A 25,826-nucleotide genomic window follows, 5' to 3' on the forward strand; every position below is an offset into this window, starting at 1 on the left:
GCCTAGCGAAGTGTGGAAGGTGGCCTCCGGGAGCATGAAAAACTTAAGTGCTACTTGCACTTTTTGGGGTTTTTACTGTAACTATAGGTTTGCAGTAGAAAAGGAAGTTTTATGGCAATTCAGAGTAGAGAAGATATTAGAAATATTGCGATTATCGCACACGTAGATCACGGTAAAACTACACTTGTAGATGAGCTTTTAAAGCAGTCTGGTGTATTCCGTGAGAATCAGGAAGTAGCTGAGCGTGTCATGGATTCAAATGACATCGAGCGTGAGCGTGGTATCACAATTCTTTCAAAAAACACAGCAGTATATTATAAAGACACAAAGATAAACATTATCGATACACCAGGTCATGCTGACTTCGGTGGCGAGGTTGAGCGTGTTCTTAAGATGGTAAACGGTGTTGTTCTTGTAGTAGATGCATTTGAAGGTGCAATGCCACAGACAAAGTTCGTTCTTATGAAGGCACTTGATCTTGATTTACCAGTTATCGTATGTATCAACAAAATCGATAGACCAGAGGCTCGTCCTGATGAGGTTATCGATGAAGTTCTTGAACTTTTCATGGATCTTGATGCATCAGATGAGCAGCTTGATTGCCCATTTATCTATGCTTCAGCTAAGGAAGGTTTTGCTATCAGAAGCCTTGATGAAGAGCACAAGGATATGACAGCTCTCTTCGAGACAATCGTTGATTACATTCCAGCTCCAACTGGTGATCCAGAGGCTCCTACACAGGTTCTTATCTCTACAATCGATTACAACGAGTACGTTGGTAGAATTGGTATCGGTAAGGTAGAGAATGGTTCAATCAAGGTTAACCAGGATGCTATCGTTGTTAATGCACACGACCCAGAGAAGAACAACAAGGTTCGTATTTCAAAGCTTTTTGAGTATGATGGACTTAACAAAGTAGATGTAGATTCAGCTGAGATTGGTTCAATCGTAGCTATCTCAGGTATTTCAGATATCCACATTGGAGATACAATTTGTGCAGTAGATGCACCAAATCCTATCCCATTCCAGAAGATTTCTGAGCCTACCATTTCAATGAACTTCATTGTAAATGATAGCCCGCTTGCTGGTCAGGAAGGAAAGTACGTTACATCACGTCATATCAGAGAGCGCCTTATGAAGGAGCTTAACACAGACGTTTCACTTAGAGTTGAAGATACAGATTCACCTGATTCACTTAAGGTATCAGGACGTGGTGAGCTCCATCTTTCAGTTCTTATTGAAAACATGCGCCGTGAAGGTTTCGAGTTTGCTGTATCAAAAGCAGAGGTTCTTTACAAGACAGATGAAAAGGGACACAAGCTTGAGCCAATGGAGCGTGCTTACGTAGATGTACCAGATGAGTTTACTGGTGCAGTTATCGAAAAGCTTTCTCAGAGAAAGGGTGAGCTTCAGAACATGACACCTATCACAGGTGGTTATACACGAATCGAATTTAAGATTCCTGCACGTGGTCTTATCGGATATCGTGGAGAGTTCATGACAGATACAAAAGGAAATGGTATAATCAATACAATTTTCGACGGTTATGAGATTTACAAGGGGGACATTGCTTATCGTAAGCAGGGTTCACTTATTGCATTCGAGACAGGTGAGTCTGTTACATACGGACTTTTCTCAGCTCAGGAGCGTGGTACACTTTTCATTGGACCAGGCGAAAAAGTATATTCTGGTATGGTAATTGGACAGAGCTCACGTGCTGAAGATATCGAGCTTAACGTATGTAAGAAGAAGCATCTTACAAATACTCGTTCATCATCAGCAGATGAGGCACTTACTCTTGTACCACCTAGAGTACTTAGTCTTGAGCAGGCTCTTGATTTCATCGATGTAGATGAGCTTTTGGAAGTAACTCCAGAGTCTTTACGTATCAGAAAGAGAATCCTTGATCCTCTTATGAGAAAGAGAGCTAGCATTAGAAAGTAGGAGATTTATGGAAAAGGGAACTATACAGGCCTACTACGGAAGCGGACAGGGCAAATCAGCGGCAGCGCTTGGATATGCTCTGCGCTTTGCTTCGGAAGGTAGAAGTACAATCATAATCCAGTTCTTAAAATCAGAAAACGATTCAGACTATCTTGAAAAGCTTGAACCAGAAATCAAGCTTTTCAGATTTGAGCGTTCAAAAGAAGGTTTTCAAAATCTTACAGACGAGCAAAAGCAGGAGGAGAAAATCAACATTCTCAATGGCTTGAACTATGCAAAAAAGGTTCTTGGCACAGGAGAATGTGATTTGCTCATTCTTGATGAAATCCTCGGCGTTGTTGACGAGGGCATCGTTTCAGAACAGGATATAATGGAAGTATTAGAAGGCAAGTCAGTTTTCACTAATGTGATATTGACAGGTCTTAACATGACGCCTGGATTGTTTGAAATAGCAGACAGTGTATTAAACATTAAGCCAGAGAAATAATCTCTGGCTACTGTTATATTCTCAATTGTAGGGTTTTTACGAGGAGAAGCTATGGTTAGAGGGTGGATAATCGGAAATAGCAGCGGACTGTTTTTTGGCATATTTTCATGTATTGCTTTGATTGTGTTCATTTTTACAATGAGAGCTTTTGATCACAAGGTCAAATTCAGGTTTATCTATGGAGCAACAGCTCTATTAATTGCCATGTTTGGAACAATAATTTATTCAACATCAGGCTATATAGTAGTTACTGTTCTTTCTTATATTCTGCCATTTTTGGCTATTGGAATCCTATTTTTGTATATGTATATGTATGCAGCTAGATATAACATAGATTCTGTATCCAGGTGCTACAAACGTAGATGTTTTTATGCAGACGCAGAAAGACATTCAAAGAATAAAATGGCCATTATATCAATGGATTTAAATGACCTAAAGTATATCAATGACAATTTTGGACATAAGGCAGGAGATATAGCTTTGCTTACTTTTGCGGAGGTATGTCGTTCTGTTAAGCCTAGCAAATTTATTCTTTATCGAACTGGTGGAGATGAATTCATGATGCTTGGAATAAAAGCTACAAAGGATGAGGCTGAAACTCTTATACATGATATAAGAATGAAGCTTCAAGAAACACCATACACATGCTCCTTTGGAATAAATATGTATAATCCATCCGATGATTTTGATGATGTTGTAGTTAAAGCTGATCAGGCCATGTACGAAGATAAAAGAATGTACAAGGAAATGAAAATCAAATCTAATCCTTCAAAGGATGAGGAATACGACGAATCACTTAGGATGTTTACTAGTAATATAAGTTTTTTAGATTGAGGTGACAAAATGACAAGAGTAGTTATGCACGGCTGCAACGGCCACATGGGAAGAGTTATTACTGATTTGTGTAAAGCTGACAGCGAAGTATCAATTGTTGCTGGTGTAGATAAATTCAAGGGAATTGAAAATGAATACCCAGTATTTGATTCTATTTCAGATGTAGATGTAGACTTTGATGTGATTATTGATTTTTCAAATGCTGCAGCTGTAGATGACCTTTTGACATATTGCGAATCAAATGGCAAGCCAGTTGTTCTTTGCACAACAGGACTTACAGATGATATGATTAATCATGTTGATTCAGCTAGCAAGAAGGTAGCAGTTCTTCGTTCAGCTAACATGTCACTTGGAATAAATACTTTATTTGATCTTTGTAAAAAGGCTACACAGGTATTTGCAGATGCAGGATATGATATCGAAATCGTAGAGAAGCATCACAATCAAAAATTAGATGCTCCAAGTGGAACAGCGCTTGCACTTGCAGATGCATGCAATGAAGCATTAGATGAAAAGTATGAGTACTGCTATGGACGAGCAGATAGAAGAGAAAAGAGACCTAAGAACGAAATCGGTATTTCTGCAGTTAGAGGCGGAAATATTGTTGGCGAGCATGAGGTTATTTTTGCAGGACTTGATGAAGTTATTACTATCAAGCACACAGCATATTCTAAGAGCGTATTTGCTAAGGGAGCTGTTGAAGCAGCCAAATTCTTAGCAGGAAAGCCAGCAGGGCTTTACGACATGAAGCAGGTTATTGCTGAGAAATAAGAGGAAAGATATAGAGGGCGAATTATGTATATTCAACTCAATTCACAGGTAATATGCTATGAGAAGACCGGCGAGGGTACGCCGGTTATTCTTATACACGGAAATAACGGAAATCTCCATGATTTTGACGCTTTAGCAGAGACTATGAGCATGTATCATACTGTATATGCTATGGATTCAAGAGGCCATGGAGAGAGTGCAACACCAAAGGAATATCATTATAAGGATATGGCAGAGGATGTAATCAATCTTATTACAGCTTTAGATATTGAGAAACCATATCTTGTAGGATATTCAGACGGTGGCATAATAGCTCTTTTAGTTGCGATAAAAGCTAGCAAATTACTTTCTGGAATTGTATGTTGTGGTGCAAATCTTTCTCCAGCAGGAATACACCACAGAGTGCTTCGTGAAATGAAAAAGGCCTATAAGAAAACAAACGACCCTAAGATTCTTATGATGCTTGAGGAGCCTGATATTTCGCCATCAGATTTGCGACGTATTTCTGTGCCTGCAATGATATTTGCAGGAGAAGATGATTGCATCAAGGAAAAGGAGTCTGAAAAAATAGCAGCTAATATTCCTGAGGCTGAACTGCACATACTACCCGATGAGAATCATGAAAGTTATATAGTGGGTACAAATCGTTTATTTAAGTACATTTCAGGCTTTTTGAGGTAGAATTATTCCTTGTGTTTGTGAACTATCCATGATAAAATTGTTACAAAATCTTGAAATAGAAAACATACGTTACAAAATGTAACGTTCTGCTAGATAACAAACAGGGGTAGTTATGGTACAGGAACATAAGGGTAAAAAAATAGGGTTATTAGCTAGGATTAACATAGCGATAGTTATAGCAGCTGCTATAGCTCTTGCTTTGTGTTATTTCACAACAACAGATACGGTAGATAGTGTACTCACAGAAGAAATAGAACCATACACTGTTGCTCAGTTATCAGATGGTTCGAAGGAATACTTTTTCTTCTTGAAAGATTATGATTATCATTATTCGGGGATAGCTTTTTACACATCACATCAAACAGTTACTGCCTACAATATGGGCAGAGAAATATATTCTTTTAATACCACAGGAGGCTTCTGGACATCCAGCCCAGGATCTTCATATCATTTTGTTGAGATTAATGAGAAAATGGTTCAGATAGCCATTATTGTCAAACCAACATATGAAATTGTGGCAGATCAAAAGCTTACATTCTACATAGGAAGTTCTTATGGAATGTATGATCATCTTATGACAACTTCAATGCCAAGATTCTTTGTTAGTTTATTAATTGTATTCCTAAGTATATTACTGTTCGTATACTATGCAGTTATGCATGAGAAACAGAATCTTAATAGAGAACTCTTATTCCTTGGCTATTTTTCATTCTTTTGTGGTATATGGTCAATAAATGAGACAGACGTGTCATCACTTTTAACGAGTAATAAAATTGTTGACTCTTTGATACCATACTTTTGCTTAATGCTTGTTGTTCCATCTATGATTATGTTCTTTGATTCATATTTAGGAATTAGAAACGGCATAGTTCGAAAAATTATTATTGGATATTCTGTAGTACAGACAGTTGTATTATCAGTGCTTCATTTTACAAAGATTGCTGAATACAGAGAAACACTTGTATTTACACAAATCCTTCTGATGGTTGCGGCCGTTTATCTCATTGTAGGAATGATTGGACAAATCATTAGAAGAAACTTCTCACGCAGACTTGAAATATGTGCAGCAGGCCTATCCTTATTCGTATTCGCACTATTTGTAGATATAGCTCAATATTACAGAGCCCTGGGTGACGCTGATGAAGTAGGTAGATATGTATTCTTTATATTTGTATTCATGCTTGCTTGGGATATGATTAAAGAGGCAAATGAAATATTAGAAAAGGGACGTCGTGCTAAACAGCTTGAAGTATTTGCGCTTACAGACAGCATGACAGGCCTTTACAATAGAAATGCTTTCGAAAGACAAACAAAGGTCGAATCAGAAAAAGGCAGTAGCCTAGATGGACTTGTTGTAGTCGTAGCTGATGCCAACGGACTAAAGCACTGCAACGACACATATGGACATGAAGCAGGTGATGAATATATCACAATTGTGGCCGAACTATTTAACAGTGTTTATGGTAAATACGGAAACTGTTATAGAACTGGTGGAGATGAGTTCTGCTGTATAATTCCAGCAGGCCGCCACATAAATATGGAACGCCTCAAAAAGCTTTTCATGGCAAAAGTATATACTGCCAACCTTGAAGGCGACCATATCTTCGACATTGGCGTAGCTGTCGGAGATGCAAAATACGACGCCTCTCTAGACAGAGACTTCCGCACCTTACTAAAGCGTGCAGACACTCATATGTACGAAAACAAACGTGAGCTCAAGGCTGCCATATCCTAACCGTCTGAATTCCACCGCCGTATGTAGAGCGTGGTGTGGCTTGCTTGCACTTGGGGGCTTCGGACTCCCCTGCCTGCCCGGCACAATCACAGATTTAGGATTATCTAAATGTGTAGTCTCCCATATTTATTAGTAGGTGTTCTTACAAAGTTTTACAATTCTATCGTTAAGGTATGCCCTAGACGGACATTCTTTACATTAAATTATCAGCTGTCTAAAGCTAGCTTTGTATTAATTACTATTTGCTTTGTAGTGAACTTAGAAAAAATAAAAGAGATATTTGATATGAATTGGCAGCTGCCGCTAGGACGGCGGCAGCAGTGGTCACTTGAAACACGATGTTGAATGTGCCACGGTGCCAATTCATACAAATATCTCTTTTTTATTTTTCTTAGTGAACGGAGTAGCAAAAGTAATAATACAAAGACTAGTTTAGACTAGCTGATTATAAATATTATTTTTGTCCGTCTAGGTCACACATTACCTTCGAATTGTAAAAGCTTCGTAAGTACACCTACATATGGGAGACTTTACACATTAAGGTAATCCATAAATCTGCTCAAATGATGCCGGGCAGGCAGGGGAGTCCGAAGTCCCCAGGTACAAGCAAACCGCGGGGGTTACTCTACGGGGGTGGAATTCATCCAGTCTACTAGCTCTTGGAGGCCGTCCTCTGTGAATGGGGCGGTGTTTGTGAGCTTCTTTTCGTCTGGTGTGTTTTCGGAGCTGAAGGGGCCAGGCCATAGGGTGGCTTGGAACTTGTCGTCAGCACCTTCTTCGCTTACTTTTTCAATTTTATAGCATTTCTTGCCATCGCTTCCTGTGAATGAGGGAGCTTTTTTGTAATATCCTAATGAAAGGAGTCTCTTTCGTTCTATCATAAGCTATATTTTAAAGAAACTATAAGACTTTGTCACTAATTAATGGTAAAATGAGCTTAAGAAAATAACAGGAGATAGGGGGATGCGACATATGGGAAAAGGACGACTTTTTAGAATTGTGTGCGGGATAATGATTGCGATTATCGTAGTCATTCTTGTAGTGCTTTTTGTAAGTGATGATGACACTTATTCAAGTGTAAGTGTTGATGAATCCGTTCCTTATGCCGATACAACTAGTTGGATGGGCAACCTGTCTGACGACCTTTACTTATCAGAGATAACAATCCCTGGTACACATGATAGCTGCGCTAGAAATGTAATGCTAGGGTATGTGATGAGATGCCAGGACACTGATGTCTCAGAGCAGTTGGAGAATGGCTATAGATATTTGGATTTTCGCGTTGCCTTAGACGAAAAGACAAATAAAGTAAAGATGGTACATAATTTTGCCAGCTGTCATGAAGAGGGCAATTTATTTTCTGATTATCTGTATTTTGATGATGTGTGTGCAGATGTATATGGCTTTTTACAGCAGCATACTACTGAGACAGTCATTATAAATATCAAGATAGAAGACGATGACCATTCGGTTAGTGATATCCAGAATTTATTAACAGAACAGATTAATGCCAATAAAGACTATTGGTATACAGAGGATGAGATACCTTTACTTGGTGATGCAAGAGGCCGCATTGTTCTTGCAACAAGGTTCTCAGATGCAGCTGCAACTGACATGATGGGCCTTAATATGCAGTGGGCTGAGCAGGATAATAATACACCTATTGATATTCCATATGAGCTTTATGTGTATGATAATTTCAGAGTGTGGATACAGGACAGATATAAATACAACGTTGAGGATAAGTACGAAGCAATTATAGATGGCCTTGAGAATTGCGAGGCTGACGAAAATACTCTGTTCCTTAATTTTATTAGCACGAGTGGAGATGGAAAAATTGGCCATCCACGTGGATATGCAAATACATTAAATGAACTTTTAATGGAATATGAATTAAAGGATGATACTAGCTATGGAATTATTATTGTAGATTTTGGTAATAAGGATTTAGCAAGACATATATATTATACAAATCAGTTTTAAATACTAAGTCATTTAGATAGAAAATAAAATAGGAGGAAAGTACATGGAAAAGCTAGAGAATGAAGAGGTAAATCCAATACTATTGGAATTCCTCGATGCGGATTCCTTCGAGGACAAATACAAGCTTTTGGTTGCAACACCAACAATGGATTTTGATGATCTTCTCATCGACAACATGGCATCATCCATTGATGTTGTAATCGAAGATGGCGATATCGAATCAAGACTACAGGACTTAAAAGTTTGTGTACGTACTAGAGCCAAATACGAGACAGAAAGATTTAGGAGATAGAAATGGAAAACACAAAAAATAAACTAAAGCGCAAAAAGATTAAAAACAAATTAATCTTTTTGCTTTTACCAGTGGTAATAGTCACTATTCTCGTGTTAGTTGGAATAGCAACTGTTCTTTCTCGAAATAGCATGACAGAAATGGCCACAGCGCAGTTGGATTCATCAATTTCTAATCAGGCAGACAATATCGAAGCCTGGCTTGACGAAAATCTTGAAAATTTCTCAACAGTAAAACAAGTAATTGAAAAGACCCAGCCAGATGAAGAAGGATTACAGAGAATTCTGGATTCCTTCTATGGATTTAATAAGTATTGTACAGAAGGTCCATATGTTGCTACAGCAGATGGCCGCTTTTATGCTGCGAGTGCTTCCGGATTAAGAGTAACAAATCCTACAGGAGAAACATTCTTTAAGCAGGGTATCACTAGTGTAAATATGAACTATGGTACAGCTTATACAAATGATGAAGGCACATCAGTAATAAGTGCATCTGGTATTTTAAATGATGGTAGTGGCGAGCTTAAGGTTATCGCTGCAGACTTATCACTTGACCAAATCAGTATCATAGTAAACTCTGGAGTAAAGATGGATTCTGCGGCATCATTCCTTATCGATGCATCAGACAACACTATTCTTGCTCATAGAGATCCAGAGCGTATATCTACTACTCTTACAACTTCAGATAGCGATAAGCTGATGGCAGCCATCGCAGAGAAGCTTGAGACTAGAGATTACGATACAGTTGCATTGAATGGATACGAAGTTGCATTTAGGGAGATTCAGGGAACAGACTGGGTACTTGTTTCATATATTGCAGATTCGGTTATCCTTAAGGATGTTATGAAGCTGACAAATCTCCTTATTATAGTAGGAATTATTGCGGTAATTGTTATTGTAATTATGATCAACCTCCTGGTATCAAAAGTTATTGCTCCACTTGGACATATCACAAAGAACATTACAGATATGTCAGCAGGTGATTTCACAATCGAAGTTAAGCAGGAGAGCGATGATGAAATCGGCTTGATGGGAAGTAAGGTTAGCGAGTTTGTGGAATCTATGCGCACCATGCTTTCTACAATTAATGAGGAGTCTGAAAAGCTTAAAGAGCAGTCTGACAACTCAGATAGAGTATCAAAAGATATGTTTGAGGCGTCTCGTTCACAGGCAGATGCTATGCAGAACTTAAATAGCACTGTTGATCAGTTGGCAGTGGCTGTTAATGAAATCGCAGAAAATGCTACAACTCTTGCTATGGTTGTTTCTGATACCAGAGAGAATTCTAATCAGGCCAACGCTAGCATGAAGGAAACAGTTGAAATCAGCAAGAAGGGCCGAGATGATATGGAACAGCTTTCTGTTGCTATGCAGGGAATCAAAAATAGCAACGATGAGCTTGTTAACAAGATTAATGATGTTGGCAGAGCATCAGAGGAAATTACAAAGATTGTTGGCTTGATTGCAGAAATTGCAGACGAGACAAATCTTCTTTCACTCAATGCTTCAATTGAGGCTGCAAGAGCAGGTGAGGCTGGTAAGGGATTTGCGGTAGTAGCAAGTGAGATTGGAAAGCTTGCACAGAATTCGGCAGCCAGTGCAGATAATATATCAAGGCTTATAAATGATGTTCAAAAGGCTATCAATTCAGTAGTTGAACAGGCTGAGGCAAGCGCAGAAAACATCGATGCAAACAGCCAGCTTATTGATACAGCAGTTGATACATTTGATCAGATTTACCAGAATATTGAAAAGTCAAATGAATTGCTTGATTTAATGATTAAAGATGTCCAGAAGGTTGATGATGTTGCTGGCAACGTGGCAGCTATTTCAGAGGAACAGGCAGCTAGTGCTGATGAAATCCTTGAAACAAGTCACCACATGGTTGAGCAGGCAAATAGTATCACAGCCAGCAGCCAGGATGTTGCAGATAATTCACATGAGCTTGCAAGCACATCAGATACACTTTCAGCTTATGTTCAGCAATTCAAGATATAGAGGGGGCTATGGCATGAAATCAAAGATTAAAAAACTATTATGTATGACAATGATAGGCGTTTTAGCTATAGCTTCTATGGTTGGATGTGGAAGTGCTAATTCGTCTTCAGGAAAGGTTTCAGCAAAGGGAACAAATATTTATTTTTCAATTCCTGACGTTGATGATACATTCAGAGCAGCACTTAGCGATGCTATAAATCAGGCAGCAGCTGAGTCAGGAGCAACAGTAACAACTGAGTATTGTGGTAATAGTACCGATGAACAGCTTCATATGATTGAGGCTGCAGCAGCATCTGGGCAGTACAATGCAATTATCTGTCGAATCGTAGATATATCTACCGCTCTTCAGATGGAAATTGCAGCAGGAGATTTACCTATTGTATTTGTAAACAATGAGCCTAGTTCAGAGTATTTAAAGGCAGATAAATATATTTATGCAGGATCTTTTGAACAGGACGCAGGTAGATTCCAGGCGGAATATGTTTGGAACAAATTGGGCAATCCATCATCTATGAATATCGTTATTCTTGAGGGTGAGAAAGGCCATGCAGGAGCGATTGGTAGAACAAATGCTATTAAATACTTCTATCGAGACAACGGAGTTGATGCCAACATAGTTTTTATGGACCATGCAAACTGGTCAGATACTGAGGCATATGAAAAGCTTGATGTGTTTAAGCTTACAAATCAGAGCTTCGATGCTATATTCTGCAATAATGACACAATGGCACTAGGTGCTGTAAAGTGGCTTAAGGACAATGGTTATGATCCATCAAAGTATCTTGTAGCTGGTGTAGATGCCACAGCTGATGGATGTGCGTCAATCAAGGCAGGCGACATGTATATGACAGTTTTACAGGATGCTCAGGGACAGGGCGTAGCAGCAGTAAATGCATGTGCGATGCTGTCAAAGGGGCAGTCAATTTCATCAATTGAAGGGGCTACAGATGATTTGAAATACGTGCTGGTTCCATTTGTTCCAGTTGACGCTTCAAATGTGTCAGAAGTCCAATAATAGACTGGATAAAGTCGTTGTGTAATATTACTCAACGACTTTTTTTATTTTGTCTTAATTTATTGAAATAAGTTCAAAGATGAGATAAAATTAACTAGCTATAAAATTAGAAAAAAAGCGTTTAGGAGGATGATTATGAAAAAAGTAACGCTATTAGCTGCCACAGTTGTTATGGCAGGCTCACTTTTCACAGCATGTGGTAAAAGCTCTACTCCACAGTACGAGGCAACAGTTGACGAGGTTTTTACATGTGGTACTTACGACGGAACAGCATTGGTTGTAAATCTTGATGCTACAAACAACACAGATTCATACTTAGACAACTATACAGTTGCATATAGTCTTGTAGCTACACTTGATGGTACAGCACTTAGCACATCTTATTTAGGTTCTGATAACCCATATGCTATTGCTGATGGAAAGATTAAGAGTGGTGAATCTGGAATGGTTCAGGCAGCATTTGACATCTCAGGTGTTGATTATGATGAGGATTCAGAACTTGTACTTGAATTAACATCATACACAATCAAGGATTACAAAACTGTAGGCGTTCTTGAAGAGACAATCTCAATGGCAGACGTTGAGGCTAAGGTTTCTGAGAGCGAATTTGATGTTTCAATTGACAATGTAACAGTTACAGATGATGGAGAAGGAACAAACATCGTAGTTATTGATTACACATTTACAAATGATTCTGATGAGGCTACAAGCTTTGGTTCTGCAGTTACAGAGGAACTCTTCCAGGATGGTGTAGCTCTTCAGCGTGGATACCTTCCATACAATCACCCATTACGTGAGGATATGGATGATGACAATGTATACACAGACATCAAGTCTGGTGCAAGCATTCAGGTTCGTGAAGTATTCGAGCTTACTAGCGATTCAAATGTAGAAATCAAGCTTACAGATAGACAGAGCTTTGATCAGGCAGTAATCTTGGAAAAGGAAATCCAGGTTAAATAAGGGAGGCCAATATGAAAAAGAGATTATTAGCAGCTCTTCTTGTTTCTTTTGCACTTGTATTTGGTGTAACAGGATGTGGTAAATCTTCATCTATCAAGGATAAAATCGAGCAGTCAGCTGATGACGAAGAAGATGAGGATGAGGATGAAGACGAGGACGATGACAAGGATTCAAAGAAGAAGTCTAAGGACGACGAGGATGATGACGATGTTATCGTAGCAGGCACAATCGATACTTCAAGCAAGTATGCATTTAATGTTGATACAGCATTGCTTGGAACAGATGAGTATTATGATGATGTAGTAATTGTTTACCTTGTTGGTGAGTTTACAAACAACTCTGATGAGGTAATGGATTTTGCAAGCGTAGTTAATGTAGAAGTAAAGCAGGATGGTATTTCTCTTGATAAGGCATACATTTCTGGTACATCTAAGCTTAACTATGCAGAAATTAAGCCAGGTGAGTCTATTCCAATTATCTTAGGATACGAGTTGGATAGTGCTGATTACGATGTAGATATCGTTTGCACAGATTACACTCACTACGCAGATGAGGTTCTTTTCGAAGGCTCATATTCAATCGATGATTTGATTGAGAACACAAATGAATATATTGATGAGTACGATGATTACATCAGCGATGAAGGTATTGATGAATTTGAAGATTCTCTTTAATCATTAGCTTTTAATTAGGCTGTCACACTATGAAAGTGTGGCAGCTTTTTTGGTTTGTGCATTCAGACAGATTTTTCGGTAAATTAAATAAAATTGGGTTAAAGCGGTTTAACGTTACATATATTTTGGTATACTTATTGCGTGTTGTTTATGTCATATCTATAGTGAGCAGGAGGATATTATTATGGCTATTGATCTTAAACAATACGAGGCACTTCCACATGGCGATATGCCAGGTGACAAGGTAGAAATAGGTGAGGAGCATGTTAAAAAGGCAACTCTTATTATGGAGAAGCTTGAGGGCATGCTTGATGAGGTTATCGCAAAGGATGGCAGAGCTGTCATAGCTGTTTGCGGTGGCTCAGGAGTAGGAAAGTCTGAGACAGCGTCTCTCATTTCTTATTTTTTAAATGAGAAGGGCATTGGTGCTTATACAATGTCAGGAGACAACTATCCTAGAAGAATTCCTATGTACAACGATGCTGAGAGACTTCGCATCTTTAGAACTAGCGGTGTAAGAGGCCTTGTAAAGGCTAATGAAGCAACACCTGAACACTTCGACAAGCTTAGAGCTTGGCAACAGGAGGAGACAGATGCTTCAGCTGACCATGTTTCAACTGATCCATGGATGAAGGCTTATCTTGATGCTGGTAGAGAGGGACTCACAGGCTATCTTGGCACTACAAACGAAATTGATTTCGATGAAGTAACTGGTATTGTTAAGGCTTTCAAATCCGGCCAGGATAAGATCTACCTTAAGAGAATGGGTAGAACCGATTCTGAACTTTGGTATGATGAAGTTGATTTTACAAACAAAAAAGTTCTAGTTATTGAATGGACACATGGTAATAGTGATAACTATGAAGGCGTGGATATTCCAATCCTTCTCAACAGCACACCAGAAGAGACACTGGCTCACCGCAGAGCTAGAAATCGTGATGGCAAGACTGATAGTGCATTCACTATGCTTGTGTTGGAACTCGAGCAGAACCTTTTAAAGTCACAGGCTCACAAGGCAAAAATTATTCTTTCTAAATCAGGTGAGTTACTTTCATATAGCGAATATGAAAGTCTTATGAAGTAGGAGGGATTAGTGATGAGCAATGGACCAATGTTAAATGCTTACCCAGATTCTATGGGTGGCACATTAGATGATATTGTAAAGGTTCTTAGTAAGGATGAATTGAAGGACGTATTCGAGTCATTCTACATCCTTCCAAGTATTTTTAATACAGACTTAGACAGAGGTTTCTCAGTAATTGATTATGGAATCAATGAGGAGCTTGGTAGCAAGGAAGCCATTGAGGCTATCAAGGCTATGGGCATCGACCTTAAGCTTGATTTCATCCTTAACCACGCATCTGTATTATCAAAGGAGTTCCAGGATATCATCAAAAATGGTGAGAATTCTAAGTACAAGGATTTCTTCATTGACTGGAACAAATTCTGGGAAGGTTGCGGTACTCTCACAAAAGAGGGTTACATTCAGCCAGATGAAAAATATATCAAGGATATGTTTTTCCGCAAGCCAGGTTTACCAATTCTTATGGTAAGATTCCCAGATGGCAGAAACGTACCATATTGGAACACATTCTACCAGGAGGTTCGCTACAAGAATCTTGAAGCAGAAGACCTTATGGAAAAGATGGATATCCAGTATGTGGCTGCTACACGTTTAGCACAGTGTGTTAATTCCCAAATCAGCCAGGGAACAAGCGTAGCAGAATTGAAGCTTGGAAAATACGAACAGTATCGTGATGAGGTAGTTGATTTACTTGAGAGCAGTCGTAGATACTTAGGACAGATGGATTTGAATATCAAATCTCCACTTGTTTGGGAATTCTATGAAAACACTCTTAAGACACTTTCATCATACGGTGCTAAAATCGTCAGACTTGATGCATTCGCATATGCTCCTAAGGAGCCAGGAGAAAAGAATTTCTTGAATGATCCTGGAACTTGGGATTTACTACAGAAGGTTAGAGAGCTTGCAGACAAAAACGGAGTAACATTACTTCCTGAGATTCACGCAAGCTACGGCGAGAAGATTTATGAGTTAGTAGCAGGCAAAGGCTATATGACATACGATTTCTTCTTACCAGGACTTCTTATATACGCAATCGAAAATCACAATCCAGATGTTCTTATCAACTGGGCAAAAGAGCTTGTTGAAAAGGATATCAGAGTTGTAAACATGCTTGGTTGCCACGATGGTATACCACTTCTTGATTTAAAGGGACTTCTTCCAGAAGACGAAATCCAGAAGATGATAGATGTACTTGTTTCTAGAGGAGGATTTGTAAAGGATCTTCACGGAGCAAAGAACATGTACTACCAGGTAAATGCCACATACTACAGTGCATTAGGTGAAGACGATAAGAAGATGCTCTTTGCCAGAGCAATTCAGATGTTCATGCCAGGTAAGCCACAGGTATGGTACTTAGATTTGTTCGCAGGAAAGAATGATCACGAAGCTGTTGCTCGTGCAGGCGCAGGTGGTCACAAAGAAATCAACAGAACAAATCTTACAATGGAGCAAATTGAGGAAGGACTTAAAAAGGATGTTGTTAAAAAGCAGATTGAGCTTTTGCAGCTTCGTAAGTCACATCCTGCATTTGGTTTTGATAGTAAACTTTCAATCAATACCAATGGTTCAGTTGTTTCCTTTACATGGACAAAGGATAATGACACCATTACTCTAGAGGCAGATTTCGAAAGCCTAGAGTACCAAATTATTTAATAATGACGAAGCCAGCATGTTACGGCTACAAGCCTACTGATTTCTTCGCTCGACGAATGTCTCGCTTAAGAAATAGTAGAGCTTGATGCCTACATACTGGCTTCTGTTTTTGTAAATTTGAAAATCTGTATTTGGTGTCTCTACGAGAGCGGGTTGCCGAATATCATGTTTGAGTTGTGGTAACGGCGGTCGCTTGTGACGTCTTCCCCAAACCATTCTGGTGGGGTGAAGGAATTGGCGGCTTCCTCATTTGGAAACTCTACCTCAGCCATAATGAGGCCTTCCATGTGACCAGAGAACACATCAAGTTCGATTGTGTATGGATCAAGTGGAATAAGATAGCGGCGCTTTGTGATAGGATAACCGTCAATCTTTTCTAGAAGGTGTTCGTAGGCCTCCTTTGTGAGTGCGGCTTCGATTTCCTCACGGGCCATCAATCCACTTCCTTTATATGTCAGAATATATGCGTCATTCTTTCGACGGATTCTAACAACAGGGCTGGTAGAAAGATATCCCTGTTCAATTTCAACATACTTATATTGGCCTAAATCAGGCAATTCTTTGATTAAAAATTTTCTTTCAATTTCCATGGATTTATAGTAGCAAATAAAGAGAGAAATGAAAATATATTGAAAAAAACTGAAATTTGCGGTAAAATTACCATTACGAGTGCTAATATATCCGGGCGATGTGGTAGGGCTCGGTATAGGTATAGCTTTTAAGGAGGAATTTATAATGATTACAGCCGGTGATTTTAGAAACGGTATGACTATCGAAATGGATAATCAGGTTTATCAGGTAATTGAATTTCAGCACGTAAAGCCAGGTAAGGGTGCAGCTTTCGTTCGTACTAAGCTTAAGAACATAAAGAACGGTGGTGTTACTGAAACATCTTTCCGTCCAACAGAGAAGTTCCCAGCAGCACGTATCGATCGTAAGGATATGCAGTATCTCTACAACGATGGTGACCTTTACAACTTCATGGATGTTGAGACATACGATCAGGTTGCTCTTACAGCAGATCAGATTGGTGACGCTCTTAAGTTCGTTAAGGAAAATGAAATCGTAAAGATGCTTTCACACAACGGTTCAATCTTCTCAGTTGAGCCACCTATGTTTGTTGAGCTTCAGATTACAGACACAGAGCCAGGTTTCAAGGGCGATACAGCTACAGGTGCTACAAAGCCTGCTACAGTTGAGACAGGTGCTGTTGTATACGTTCCACTTTTCGTTGAGAATGGTGAGACAATCAAGATTGATACTAGAACTGGAGAGTATTTATCAAGAGTTTAATTATGGATTATAGAGAATACCCGCTTTCGGAGCTTTTAAAAAATCGAAAAATATTTGCCGTATTTGACGAAGAATTTCAAAAGGGCACTTGGCTGGATGCCACAGCTCTACTTGGAAGCGAAAGCACAATCAACCAACTTTATCGTGACGGCACAGTACCTCGCGATACCCTAGACAGGATAGTTGAGCGTCTCTCTAAATAATGCAAATCAAGGACCTTAGGATTACCTAGGGTCCTTTTTTATACCTTGCCGTCCGGGATTAATGTGGGCTAAATGTAAAGTTCTGATGGGCTCCCTGCCCGCCACACACTGGTGGTTGCTAGGCGTGGACGATTTCGCGAATATTATAGTTTTTCTTAGCACAAAAGGAGCCCACACTGCTGGTGTCTTGTTGCGGGATGAACTTTTTCTGAATCTGTATAAGCTAGGACGGACACTTATAAACTATAAATATGGATTTTCAAAGCTATGGTACCTTGGGTTCATATTACATTCACTAAGTAGAACTAAAAAAGAGATATTTGTATGTATGAGCACCGTGGCACATTCAACATCGTGTTTCAAGTGACCACTGCTGCCGCCGTCCTAGCGGCAGCTGCTCATCCATATCAAATATCTCTTTTAGTTCTACTAAGCTCATTCCAAAATCGCCCAAAGGTTACCATAGTTTTGGAAATCCATATATTAATCAAAAACAGTGTGTCCGTCCATAGACATACAGATTCAGAAAATGTACAGACCTGCAAAAGACGACAGCTAACAAGTGTGTGCTCCTTGTGCTCTAGAAAAACATAATATTCATGCGATGTCCACGCCTAGCAACCACCAGTGTGCGACGGGCAGGGAGCCCAGCTTCACATATTGGAAAGCCTACATTAATCCCGGGGTCGAATTTGCAAGTTAGTTACGGAATAAACCTATTGTGTTTGCGGAGGTTATCACGTAGTATTGGAGGAAATAAGGTATATGGAGAAGGATGTAATGACAAAGGATAACGAGATTAGAATAGACAATAGGCATTTTTATAGTAGATTGGTGACCATAGCGGGGCCGATAGCGTTTCAGAGTTTGATGCTTGCGCTGGTGGCTGCCTGTGATGCATTGATGCTGGGAAGGGTGGCGCAGGAGCAGATGACGGCGGTTTCCCTGGCTACGCAGATACAGTTCGTTCAGAATATGCTGATTATGGCTATTACGGGAGCGGGAGCAATCCTTGGAGCTCAGTATTGGGGCAAAGGTGATAAAGAAACTATACAGAAGCTTTTTGATATGATGCTGAAGTATGCAGGGGCTATTTGCATAGCCTTCTTTATCGGATGCGAGATTTTTCCGGAGGCCTTGATGCATGTGTTTGCAAGCGACCAGACTTTGATTGAGCTTGGTGCTGCTTATCTTCGCATTGCTGGATGGTCTTATCTGATAACAGGTGTGTCGCAAAGTTATCTAGCCATTATGAAGGTTACAGATCATGTCAATGAAAGTGCGTGGATTAGTAGCTGCGCCGTTGTACTCAACGTATTGTTTAACCTGATATTTATCTTCGGTTTTCTGGGAGCTCCAAGAATGGAGGCAAAGGGGGCAGCCCTGGCAACAACTATCGCACGTATAATAGAGCTTATTATTTGCCTTGTAATTTCCGGTAGAGCAGGTTACATTAGGCCGGCGCTAAGTAAGATGTTTAAAATTAGCAAGGAACTTACAAAGGATTTTTGGAGGCAGTGCTTGCCACTTATGGGTGGCTCACTTTTCTGGGGAGTTGGATTTACTTCATACACTGCGATAATGGGACATATGGGTGTAGATGCGGCTGCAGCAAATTCTATTGCAGCAGTTGTAAGAGATTTGATTTGCTGTGTTTGTAATGGTATTGGAAGTGCGGCTGGCATCATTGTTGGAAATGAGCTTGGTGCTGGTAATTTGGAGCTTGGCAAGGCTTATGGAATCAAGCTTATGAAGATATCTTATGTTATCGGAATTGCTTCAATGATTATCGTATTTGCGGTAACTCCGCTAACAGTTCATATGGTACTTCTCACTGATGAAGCTAGAAAATATCTTACAGGGATGATGTGCATAATGGCTGTGTACATGATAGGGCGATGTGTAAACACTGTCACAATTAACGGAGTGTTAGATGGTGGCGGAGATACCATATTCGATATGTATAGCTTGGCAGTGTGCATGTGGGGAATAGCCATACCATTGGCTCTTCTCGGGGCTTTTGTGTTCCACTGGCCAGTGCTACTTGTGTATTCATGTACATGCCTTGATGAAGTAGGTAAAATTCCATGGGTAATGATTCGCTTCCGCAAATATAAGTGGGTGCAGAATTTGACCAAATAGAAGAGGCATTCGTACTTGAGAACTTTTTATCGATAAAGATGAAATCATAGATAGTTATGTTGCTATTTGGTAAGATAGATATATGTAAAAGGAGGGTTTTGGTTATGACAATTTCAGAGGCTATTAAATATATAGGCAGCGATGACAAGACTATCGACTTGTTCGAAAGCCAGTATCCTGTTCCTAACGGTGTATCCTACAATTCATACGTAATCTTGGATGAAAAGATAGCTGTTATGGATTCAGCAGATCCTAGGGTGACAGAACAGTGGTTGGCAAATCTTGATAAGGAGCTGGCTGGACGTACACCTGACTATCTTGTGGTTTCGCACATGGAGCCAGACCACTCTGGTTCAATCAAGGTATTCCTTGAAAAATATCCTGATACCACAGTAGTTGGAAATGCCAAGACATTTACTATGATGGCGCAGTTTATGGATGTCAGCATATTTGAAAATAGAAAGCATGTGGTGGCTGAAGGAGACACACTTTCTCTTGGAAGCCATGAGCTTACATTTATCATGGCACCAATGGTTCACTGGCCAGAGGTAATGGTTGAGTACGAATCTGCAGAGAAGGTTCTTTTCTCAGCAGATGGATTTGGAAAGTTTGGCGCGCTGGATGTGGATGAGCCATGGATTGACGAAGCTCGTAGATATTATCTTAATATTGTGGGTAAGTACGGTGCATCGGTGCAGGGATTGTTGAAAAAGGCAGCAAATCTTGATATCCAGACAATCTGCCCATTGCATGGACCGGTTTTGACAGAGAATTTAGATTACTACATTAATCTTTATGATACATGGAGTAGCTATAAGTCAGAGGAAGAGGGCGTGCTTGTTGCATGCGCTTCTATCCACGGCAATACAAAGAAAGCTGCGCTTGAGCTTGTCGAAAAGCTAAAGGCAAATGGCACTAAGGTGCAGTTTATCGACCTTACAAGAGCAAGCCTGTCAGAGGCAGTTGCAAGAGCATTTTATTGGGATAAGATGGTGTGCTGCGCTTGCACTTATGATGGAGGATTATTCCCACCAATGCAGGATTTCTTACATCATCTTACAGCAAAGGCTTATCAGAATCGCAAGGTGGCATTTGTTGAAAATGGCACATGGGCGCCTCAGGCAGCTAAGTGCATGAAGGCAATTCTTGAGCCAATGAAAAATATGGAATTTGTGGAGCCAGTGGTTTCCATTAAATCAACACTACAGGATTCATCGGTGTTAGATGATTTGGTAGTAGCATTAAAGTAATAAAAATTTTTAAGTGAGCAAGTAGTACACAAGCTCTGATAATTCTCAAGTGAGACATGTTGTCGAACGGAGAATTCATCAGGCTTGTGGACGTAACTTGCGGAGTACAGGAGGTGCGTATGGCAGTAGAAGTAAACCATAGAAAAGTAGCGATTATAGGAGCGGGATTTGTAGGCTCAGCTACAGCTTTTGCTCTTTCTCAGAGCGGTCTGTTTTCAGAGATGGTTTTAATTGATGCAGACCATGAAAAGGCAGAAGGTGAGGCGATGGATATTTCCCATGGCGCACCATTTACAAAGCCTATTAAGATTTATGCGGGAGATTATGATGATGTGGCTGATGCAGCTATCTGTGTAGTTACAGCTGGTGCAGGACAAAAGCCAGGTGAGACAAGACTTGATCTTGTACACAAGAATGTTGGTATCTTTAAATCAATCATTCCAGAAATTTCTAAGAGAAATTTTGGCGGAATTTTGCTTATCGTAGCAAATCCTGTTGATGTTCTTACTCTTGCAGCTTTAAAGCTTTCTGGTCTCCCAGAAAATAGAGTAATCGGCTCAGGTACAGTTCTCGATTCTGCTCGTCTTAAGACAGAGCTTGGTGAGCACCTTGGCATTGATAGCCGTTCGGTGCATGCTTTTATCATTGGCGAGCATGGTGATAGCGAAATTGCTGCATTTTCAAGTGCTAATGTTTCTGGTATTCCTCTTAATGATTTCTGTGAAATGAGAGGTCACTTTAATCATGAGGCATCTGAAAAGGCAATTGCAGAGCGAGTAAAAAATGCTGCTTACGAGATTATAAAGAGGAAACATGCTACATATTATGGCGTAGCTGTTGCTGTAAGACGTATTTGTGAAGTTATCATTCGTGATGAGAAATCAATCCTTCCAGTATCATCTATGATGCACGGTGAGTACGATATTGATGGCGTATGCCTTTCAATGCCAGCTGTTGTTGGTGCGGATGGATTGGAGACAAAGGTTCCAATTTCTCTTGATGAAGATGAGATAAAGGCACTTCAGGAATCTGCTAAGACTCTTAAAGAGGTAGTAGGTACTATTGAGTGGTAAAATAATGTGCTAACTATATAATTAATAAAGGCGAGGGTTTCCCTCGCCTTTGATGTCAATGTCATATTATGGTGCAGGTGTGAATGAATTTACAGCAGTTAAATGAAAAACAAATTTCAAAGCTCTATGAAGAGCATATGGTTATAGACTTTCCTAAAGATGAGCTGAAACCATTAAAGATGATTCTTAAATCTGTTGAAGAAGGATTTTATGAGTGTCTTGGCCTTTTTGAGAAGAAAAAAATAGTAGGTTACACTTTTTTAGTAAGATTAGATAATAGCTATCTTATAGATTACATAGCTATTTTCCCGGAATTACGAAATAAAGGTATAGGAGCCAAACTTCTTAGACTTATAGACGAATATCTTGAAAATGCAGACAGAATCATAGGAGAAGTGGAAGATCCTACTTATACAAAAGATGAATCTCAAAAGCAGCTTCAGACAAGACGTTTGAATTTTTACCTTCGAAATAACTGTAGTGATACAGGACTTAGAGTAGAGTGCTTTGGAGTAAATTACATTGTTCTAGAGGCTGGAAATAAGCTTTGTCAAAATCAGAATGAGGCTTGGAATTTATATGAGAAATTCTATAAGAGTTTTTTACCGACAGATAAATTTATAAAAAACATAAAGAGGCTAAATTAAAGAAATATTAGATATGAGAAATAAATCACCACTTAGTATAGAACTTTATAATACGCTAGTGCAGGATGGCTACGGGCACCAGTTTGCAACGCTGATAACAGATAATTTAAATACCGATTTCACAGCTGGGCGAATGCTAGGATATCTTGCTCATTATGACCATCTGCCAGAAGTAGAAATTGCGGATGAGATGCTTGCTATATTAAGTGATAGAAAGCAAATCATGGATAAAAAGGCTGCAGAGAGCTATAATGCAGCTTGGAATAATTATAGACAGGCTGGAATATTTGATAATATCGAGGAATAATTATTTCTAAGGGATGAAGGGGGAAAAATGGAAAATCTTTTATATCTTAACGCAGTAATGCCATACGTTTATTTATTACTATTTTATGCTTCAAGCAGAATTACGGATAGTTGGGGATTGCTTTATAGCATTTGCTTTATTCTAATGGTAATAGAAATTATATTCTCATTAATAGTTGCTTTGGCAGCACACGATAAAAGTAAACTTGCGAAGGTTAATTTAATTGTAAAGCTAATACAGATTCCGTATTACGTATTATTTTTTATAGTGGCAACAGGTATTTTTTCTATTTTGATGGCTTTGGCAGGGGCTGGTATTTTTGTTTTACCAATACTTATAGCGATAGATGCGGCAGTATTCGCAACAACTGTTATACCTGCGGAAGTATGTTCAATAAAGCTAAAGTTGGATAATAAAATATCATTTGTCAAAATGGTCGGTTATCTAATTTTTAATTTATGGTATGTTTTGGATGTAATCTTAGCATTTGCCATAAGAAAAGATTATAAAAAAAATAAAGACTATACGAATATAGCTATGAGAAATATGGAGGCATCATGAGAAAAAGGGTTCAGACTATTTGAGATAGTCATGAATACAATGTAATTTGATAACTGCTTATAGAAAATAGCTATAGCATATATTCATTTCGGGTAGTCTATAATTACAAGTATTAGGAGGTATATGCCATGATTAATGAAAAGGTTAAGGCCTTCCTCGATGAAAAATCACTTGGGGATAGACTGACAGTCCATACAGAAACAATTGATACAGTTGAGCACGCCGCCCAGCAAATTGGATGCACTGAGCCAGAGATTGCGAAAACGCTTTCTTTTGTGGTAGAAGATAAGCCAGTTATTGTAGTAATGGCTGGAGATGGAAAAGTAAACAGCTCCAAGTTTAAATCTTATTTTCACACAAAGCCTCATATGATTCCACGTGATCAGGTGAGAGAAATCACTGGATTTCAGCCAGGTGGTGTTTGTCCTTTTGCTGTACCTGAGGATATTCCAATTTGGCTTGATGTTTCAATGCAAAGATTTGAATACGTTCATCCTGCAGGTGGAAATGAGTTCACATCTGTAAAAATCACACCAGATGAGCTTGAGCTTGCATCTGGCGCCGAAGGTTGGGTTGATATCTGCAAAGGATGGAATGACAATGAATAGGAATGGAAGTAACTTTTAATGACTAGAGAAGAATGGTTTGCTCAGCTGTTTACTCGGCTGGGCAATTCTAAATTTAGAACAAGTTTTAAATTAAAGCAAAAAGATATAGACTATATACATGAGAAAGGGCTAGAAACTATAAGAGCTCACGCTGTAGATTTCATTGCTAAAAGAGAAGCTCCTGCTGTTATCCCTAATGATGGCAAGCAAACTCCTACAAAGGGCCATCCTGTATTTATTGCGCAGCATGCAACAGCTACCTGTTGTAGAGAGTGCATTAGAAAATGGCATAAAATGCAGCCTGGCAAGGAACTAAGCCAAGTTCAGCAAGAATATTTAGTTGATGTAATCATGACATGGATTGAGAAAGAACTAGAAGAGAATAAACGTACAAGATAATGGGAGGGTATATGGAATGGAGACTTGGTTTTACGTTGTAGAAAGCATTGATGGCGATTACGCTAATTTAAAGAGAACTGATATCGAATCTGATGAACTTAAATTAGTAGCTCGTGCCTTACTCCCTGCAGATATAGAAGAGGGTAGTAAACTGAAATATGAATTAATGCAGTATTTTCTAATCTAGGGGGAATCACAAATGAGCAGATTAAAAACACTTCGTGAATACGTAGATAAAGAACTAAATCTATTGGAAGAAGATAAGCGCGCCAGTGCAACTGCACATTTATATGGCGTATCTCTTGCAGCCACTATTCTTGCCAAGAAGCGTGGACTTAATGAAGAGCTTGCCTCTATGGCAGCAATGCTACACGATATGCACGCCTACAAGAGTGGCTCTTACGATGATCATGCTCATTTAGGGGCTGATTTAGCCAGAAAGATTCTTGATGATTTGGCCATAACTACTTCAGCAGAAACTGATATTATCTGCTCTGCAATATATCATCATGATGACAAACTAGTAATTGATTCGCCTATGGATGAACTACTAAAAGATGCTGATGTAATCGATCATTGCTTTAAAGATTCATCTAAGCCTATCAAGGAAAAAGAGCAGAAGCGATATGAAAACCTTTGTAAAGAATTGGATTTGTAGAAATGATATTGGGGAGGTCTAACATGTGGTTTGTATTTGCTTTGTTATCAGCTATATTTGCAGCCTTAACTTCAATATTAGCTAAGATTGGTATAGAAGGAGTAAACTCAAACTTAGCTACAGCTATTCGTACTGTCGTTGTGGTTGGTATGGCCTGGATAATGGTGTTTATCACAAATACTCAAAGTGGCGTATTTGCTATAAGCAAAAAGAGCTGGATATTTCTCATACTGTCAGGCTTAGCCACAGGCGCATCATGGTTATGCTACTACAAGGCTTTACAGATTGGTGATGCATCTAAAGTTATTCCGATTGATAAGCTTAGTGTTGTTATCACTCTAGTTTTAGCTTTTGTATTTTTACATGAAGACTTTACTATAAAATCACTTGTAGGATGCGCACTAATTGGTGCTGGAACCTTATTGTTGGTACTTTAATAATATTAATATTGCTATGCTTTATAACAAGGAGAACGATATTAATGGTTTTAGAAAATGATTAACAAAAATCTAATTTAAATACTGTTAATTATGTAGGCCGCATTGCTTGTTGTGCAATGTGGCCATTTT

General features: G+C 39.2%; 29 protein-coding genes. 27 read left to right on the forward strand and 2 right to left on the reverse strand.

The genetic code is table 11. From position 1 onward, the window contains the following. The first annotated feature begins 111 nt into the window (after positions 1–111). The 6 genes from typA (at position 112) to CRN97_RS10755 (ending at position 6,452) form a co-directional block, all read left to right on the forward strand. Positions 112–1,944 carry a translational GTPase TypA gene (gene typA / locus CRN97_RS10730; RefSeq protein WP_074791704.1) on the forward strand — a complete coding sequence of 611 codons (1,833 nt, stop codon included), beginning with the start codon at positions 112–114 and terminating at the stop codon, positions 1,942–1,944. 7 nt (positions 1,945–1,951) lie between these two features. Then, the gene (locus CRN97_RS10735) at positions 1,952–2,431 is read left to right on the forward strand and encodes a cob(I)yrinic acid a,c-diamide adenosyltransferase (protein ID WP_044935514.1); all 480 of its coding nucleotides are present in this window, start codon (positions 1,952–1,954) and stop codon (positions 2,429–2,431) included. Between the two features lie 51 nt (positions 2,432–2,482). Further along, positions 2,483–3,265 (forward strand): GGDEF domain-containing protein, encoded by a 783-nt coding sequence (locus CRN97_RS10740; RefSeq protein ID WP_097076886.1) that lies wholly within the window; start codon positions 2,483–2,485, stop codon positions 3,263–3,265. Between the two features lie 9 nt (positions 3,266–3,274). Next, positions 3,275–4,036, forward strand: a complete 762-nt coding sequence (gene dapB / locus CRN97_RS10745) for a 4-hydroxy-tetrahydrodipicolinate reductase (protein WP_097076887.1) — start codon at positions 3,275–3,277, stop codon at positions 4,034–4,036. 24 nt (positions 4,037–4,060) lie between these two features. Further along, positions 4,061–4,717, forward strand: coding sequence for an alpha/beta fold hydrolase (locus tag CRN97_RS10750; protein WP_097076888.1), 657 nt, complete (start codon positions 4,061–4,063; stop codon positions 4,715–4,717). A gap of 112 nt (positions 4,718–4,829) precedes the next feature. Next, the gene (locus tag CRN97_RS10755) at positions 4,830–6,452 is read left to right on the forward strand and encodes a sensor domain-containing diguanylate cyclase (RefSeq protein ID WP_097076889.1); all 1,623 of its coding nucleotides are present in this window, start codon (positions 4,830–4,832) and stop codon (positions 6,450–6,452) included. A 620-nt stretch (positions 6,453–7,072) separates the two neighbouring features. On the opposite strand, the gene CRN97_RS10760 is transcribed toward CRN97_RS10755, so the two are convergent. Continuing rightward, positions 7,073–7,333 (reverse strand): hypothetical protein, encoded by a 261-nt coding sequence (locus CRN97_RS10760; RefSeq protein ID WP_044935524.1) that lies wholly within the window; start codon positions 7,331–7,333, stop codon positions 7,073–7,075. Between the two features lie 91 nt (positions 7,334–7,424). Between CRN97_RS10760 and CRN97_RS10765 the strand changes: the two genes are divergently transcribed. The 8 genes from CRN97_RS10765 (at position 7,425) to CRN97_RS10800 (ending at position 16,116) form a co-directional block, all read left to right on the forward strand. Further along, the gene (locus tag CRN97_RS10765; RefSeq protein WP_179670742.1) at positions 7,425–8,435 is read left to right on the forward strand and encodes a phosphatidylinositol-specific phospholipase C; all 1,011 of its coding nucleotides are present in this window, start codon (positions 7,425–7,427) and stop codon (positions 8,433–8,435) included. Positions 8,436–8,478: 43 nt separating this feature from the next. After that, the gene (locus CRN97_RS10770; RefSeq protein ID WP_074791716.1) at positions 8,479–8,727 is read left to right on the forward strand and encodes a hypothetical protein; all 249 of its coding nucleotides are present in this window, start codon (positions 8,479–8,481) and stop codon (positions 8,725–8,727) included. A 2-nt stretch (positions 8,728–8,729) separates the two neighbouring features. Further along, positions 8,730–10,724: a methyl-accepting chemotaxis protein gene (locus CRN97_RS10775; RefSeq protein WP_097076891.1), complete on the forward strand. Its 1,995-nt coding sequence runs from the start codon at positions 8,730–8,732 to the stop codon at positions 10,722–10,724. Positions 10,725–10,737: 13 nt separating this feature from the next. Continuing rightward, positions 10,738–11,739 (forward strand): substrate-binding domain-containing protein, encoded by a 1,002-nt coding sequence (locus CRN97_RS10780; protein ID WP_179670743.1) that lies wholly within the window; start codon positions 10,738–10,740, stop codon positions 11,737–11,739. Between the two features lie 135 nt (positions 11,740–11,874). After that, complete coding sequence (locus tag CRN97_RS10785) at positions 11,875–12,702, forward strand: DUF5067 domain-containing protein (protein WP_074791720.1); 828 nt, start codon at positions 11,875–11,877, stop codon at positions 12,700–12,702. A gap of 11 nt (positions 12,703–12,713) precedes the next feature. Beyond that, a complete protein-coding gene (locus tag CRN97_RS10790; protein ID WP_097076893.1) occupies positions 12,714–13,376 on the forward strand; it encodes a DUF5067 domain-containing protein in 663 nt (220 codons plus the stop codon). 184 nt (positions 13,377–13,560) lie between these two features. Then, positions 13,561–14,460 carry a nucleoside/nucleotide kinase family protein gene (locus CRN97_RS10795; RefSeq protein WP_044935539.1) on the forward strand — a complete coding sequence of 300 codons (900 nt, stop codon included), beginning with the start codon at positions 13,561–13,563 and terminating at the stop codon, positions 14,458–14,460. 12 nt (positions 14,461–14,472) lie between these two features. After that, on the forward strand, positions 14,473–16,116 hold the full coding sequence (locus CRN97_RS10800; protein WP_097076894.1) for an alpha-amylase family glycosyl hydrolase: 1,644 nt from the start codon (positions 14,473–14,475) through the stop codon (positions 16,114–16,116). 140 nt (positions 16,117–16,256) lie between these two features. On the opposite strand, the gene CRN97_RS10805 is transcribed toward CRN97_RS10800, so the two are convergent. Then, positions 16,257–16,706, reverse strand: a complete 450-nt coding sequence (locus tag CRN97_RS10805; protein ID WP_097076895.1) for a CYTH domain-containing protein — start codon at positions 16,704–16,706, stop codon at positions 16,257–16,259. Positions 16,707–16,851: 145 nt separating this feature from the next. On the opposite strand from CRN97_RS10805, the gene efp reads away from it, so the two are divergent. From efp to CRN97_RS10870, 13 genes are all read left to right on the forward strand, one after another. After that, positions 16,852–17,409 (forward strand): elongation factor P, encoded by a 558-nt coding sequence (gene efp, locus CRN97_RS10810; protein ID WP_044935548.1) that lies wholly within the window; start codon positions 16,852–16,854, stop codon positions 17,407–17,409. 2 nt (positions 17,410–17,411) lie between these two features. Then, positions 17,412–17,612, forward strand: coding sequence for a hypothetical protein (locus CRN97_RS10815; RefSeq protein WP_033151764.1), 201 nt, complete (start codon positions 17,412–17,414; stop codon positions 17,610–17,612). A gap of 765 nt (positions 17,613–18,377) precedes the next feature. Then, positions 18,378–19,754 (forward strand): MATE family efflux transporter, encoded by a 1,377-nt coding sequence (locus CRN97_RS10820; protein WP_242962075.1) that lies wholly within the window; start codon positions 18,378–18,380, stop codon positions 19,752–19,754. A gap of 104 nt (positions 19,755–19,858) precedes the next feature. After that, positions 19,859–21,004 carry an FprA family A-type flavoprotein gene (locus tag CRN97_RS10825; protein ID WP_242962077.1) on the forward strand — a complete coding sequence of 382 codons (1,146 nt, stop codon included), beginning with the start codon at positions 19,859–19,861 and terminating at the stop codon, positions 21,002–21,004. Positions 21,005–21,123: 119 nt separating this feature from the next. Next, a complete protein-coding gene (locus CRN97_RS10830) occupies positions 21,124–22,077 on the forward strand; it encodes an L-lactate dehydrogenase (protein ID WP_097076897.1) in 954 nt (317 codons plus the stop codon). Positions 22,078–22,160: 83 nt separating this feature from the next. Continuing rightward, a complete protein-coding gene (locus tag CRN97_RS10835) occupies positions 22,161–22,724 on the forward strand; it encodes a GNAT family N-acetyltransferase (protein ID WP_097076898.1) in 564 nt (187 codons plus the stop codon). Between the two features lie 13 nt (positions 22,725–22,737). Next, positions 22,738–23,031 (forward strand): hypothetical protein, encoded by a 294-nt coding sequence (locus CRN97_RS10840; protein WP_090394953.1) that lies wholly within the window; start codon positions 22,738–22,740, stop codon positions 23,029–23,031. A 27-nt stretch (positions 23,032–23,058) separates the two neighbouring features. Beyond that, positions 23,059–23,592, forward strand: a complete 534-nt coding sequence (locus tag CRN97_RS10845) for a hypothetical protein (RefSeq protein ID WP_097076899.1) — start codon at positions 23,059–23,061, stop codon at positions 23,590–23,592. A 128-nt stretch (positions 23,593–23,720) separates the two neighbouring features. Further along, positions 23,721–24,200: a YbaK/EbsC family protein gene (locus tag CRN97_RS10850; protein ID WP_097076900.1), complete on the forward strand. Its 480-nt coding sequence runs from the start codon at positions 23,721–23,723 to the stop codon at positions 24,198–24,200. 18 nt (positions 24,201–24,218) lie between these two features. Then, positions 24,219–24,599, forward strand: coding sequence for a DUF4186 domain-containing protein (locus CRN97_RS10855; protein ID WP_097076901.1), 381 nt, complete (start codon positions 24,219–24,221; stop codon positions 24,597–24,599). Between the two features lie 16 nt (positions 24,600–24,615). Then, positions 24,616–24,786, forward strand: coding sequence for a chorismate--pyruvate lyase (locus CRN97_RS10860; protein ID WP_097076902.1), 171 nt, complete (start codon positions 24,616–24,618; stop codon positions 24,784–24,786). 12 nt (positions 24,787–24,798) lie between these two features. After that, positions 24,799–25,257: an HD domain-containing protein gene (locus CRN97_RS10865; protein WP_097076903.1), complete on the forward strand. Its 459-nt coding sequence runs from the start codon at positions 24,799–24,801 to the stop codon at positions 25,255–25,257. A gap of 23 nt (positions 25,258–25,280) precedes the next feature. Then, the gene (locus tag CRN97_RS10870) at positions 25,281–25,694 is read left to right on the forward strand and encodes an EamA family transporter (RefSeq protein WP_097076904.1); all 414 of its coding nucleotides are present in this window, start codon (positions 25,281–25,283) and stop codon (positions 25,692–25,694) included. Positions 25,695–25,826 lie beyond the last annotated feature (132 nt).

This window comes from Pseudobutyrivibrio ruminis DSM 9787 (assembly GCF_900218035.1).
GTDB lineage: Bacteria > Bacillota > Clostridia > Lachnospirales > Lachnospiraceae > Pseudobutyrivibrio > Pseudobutyrivibrio ruminis.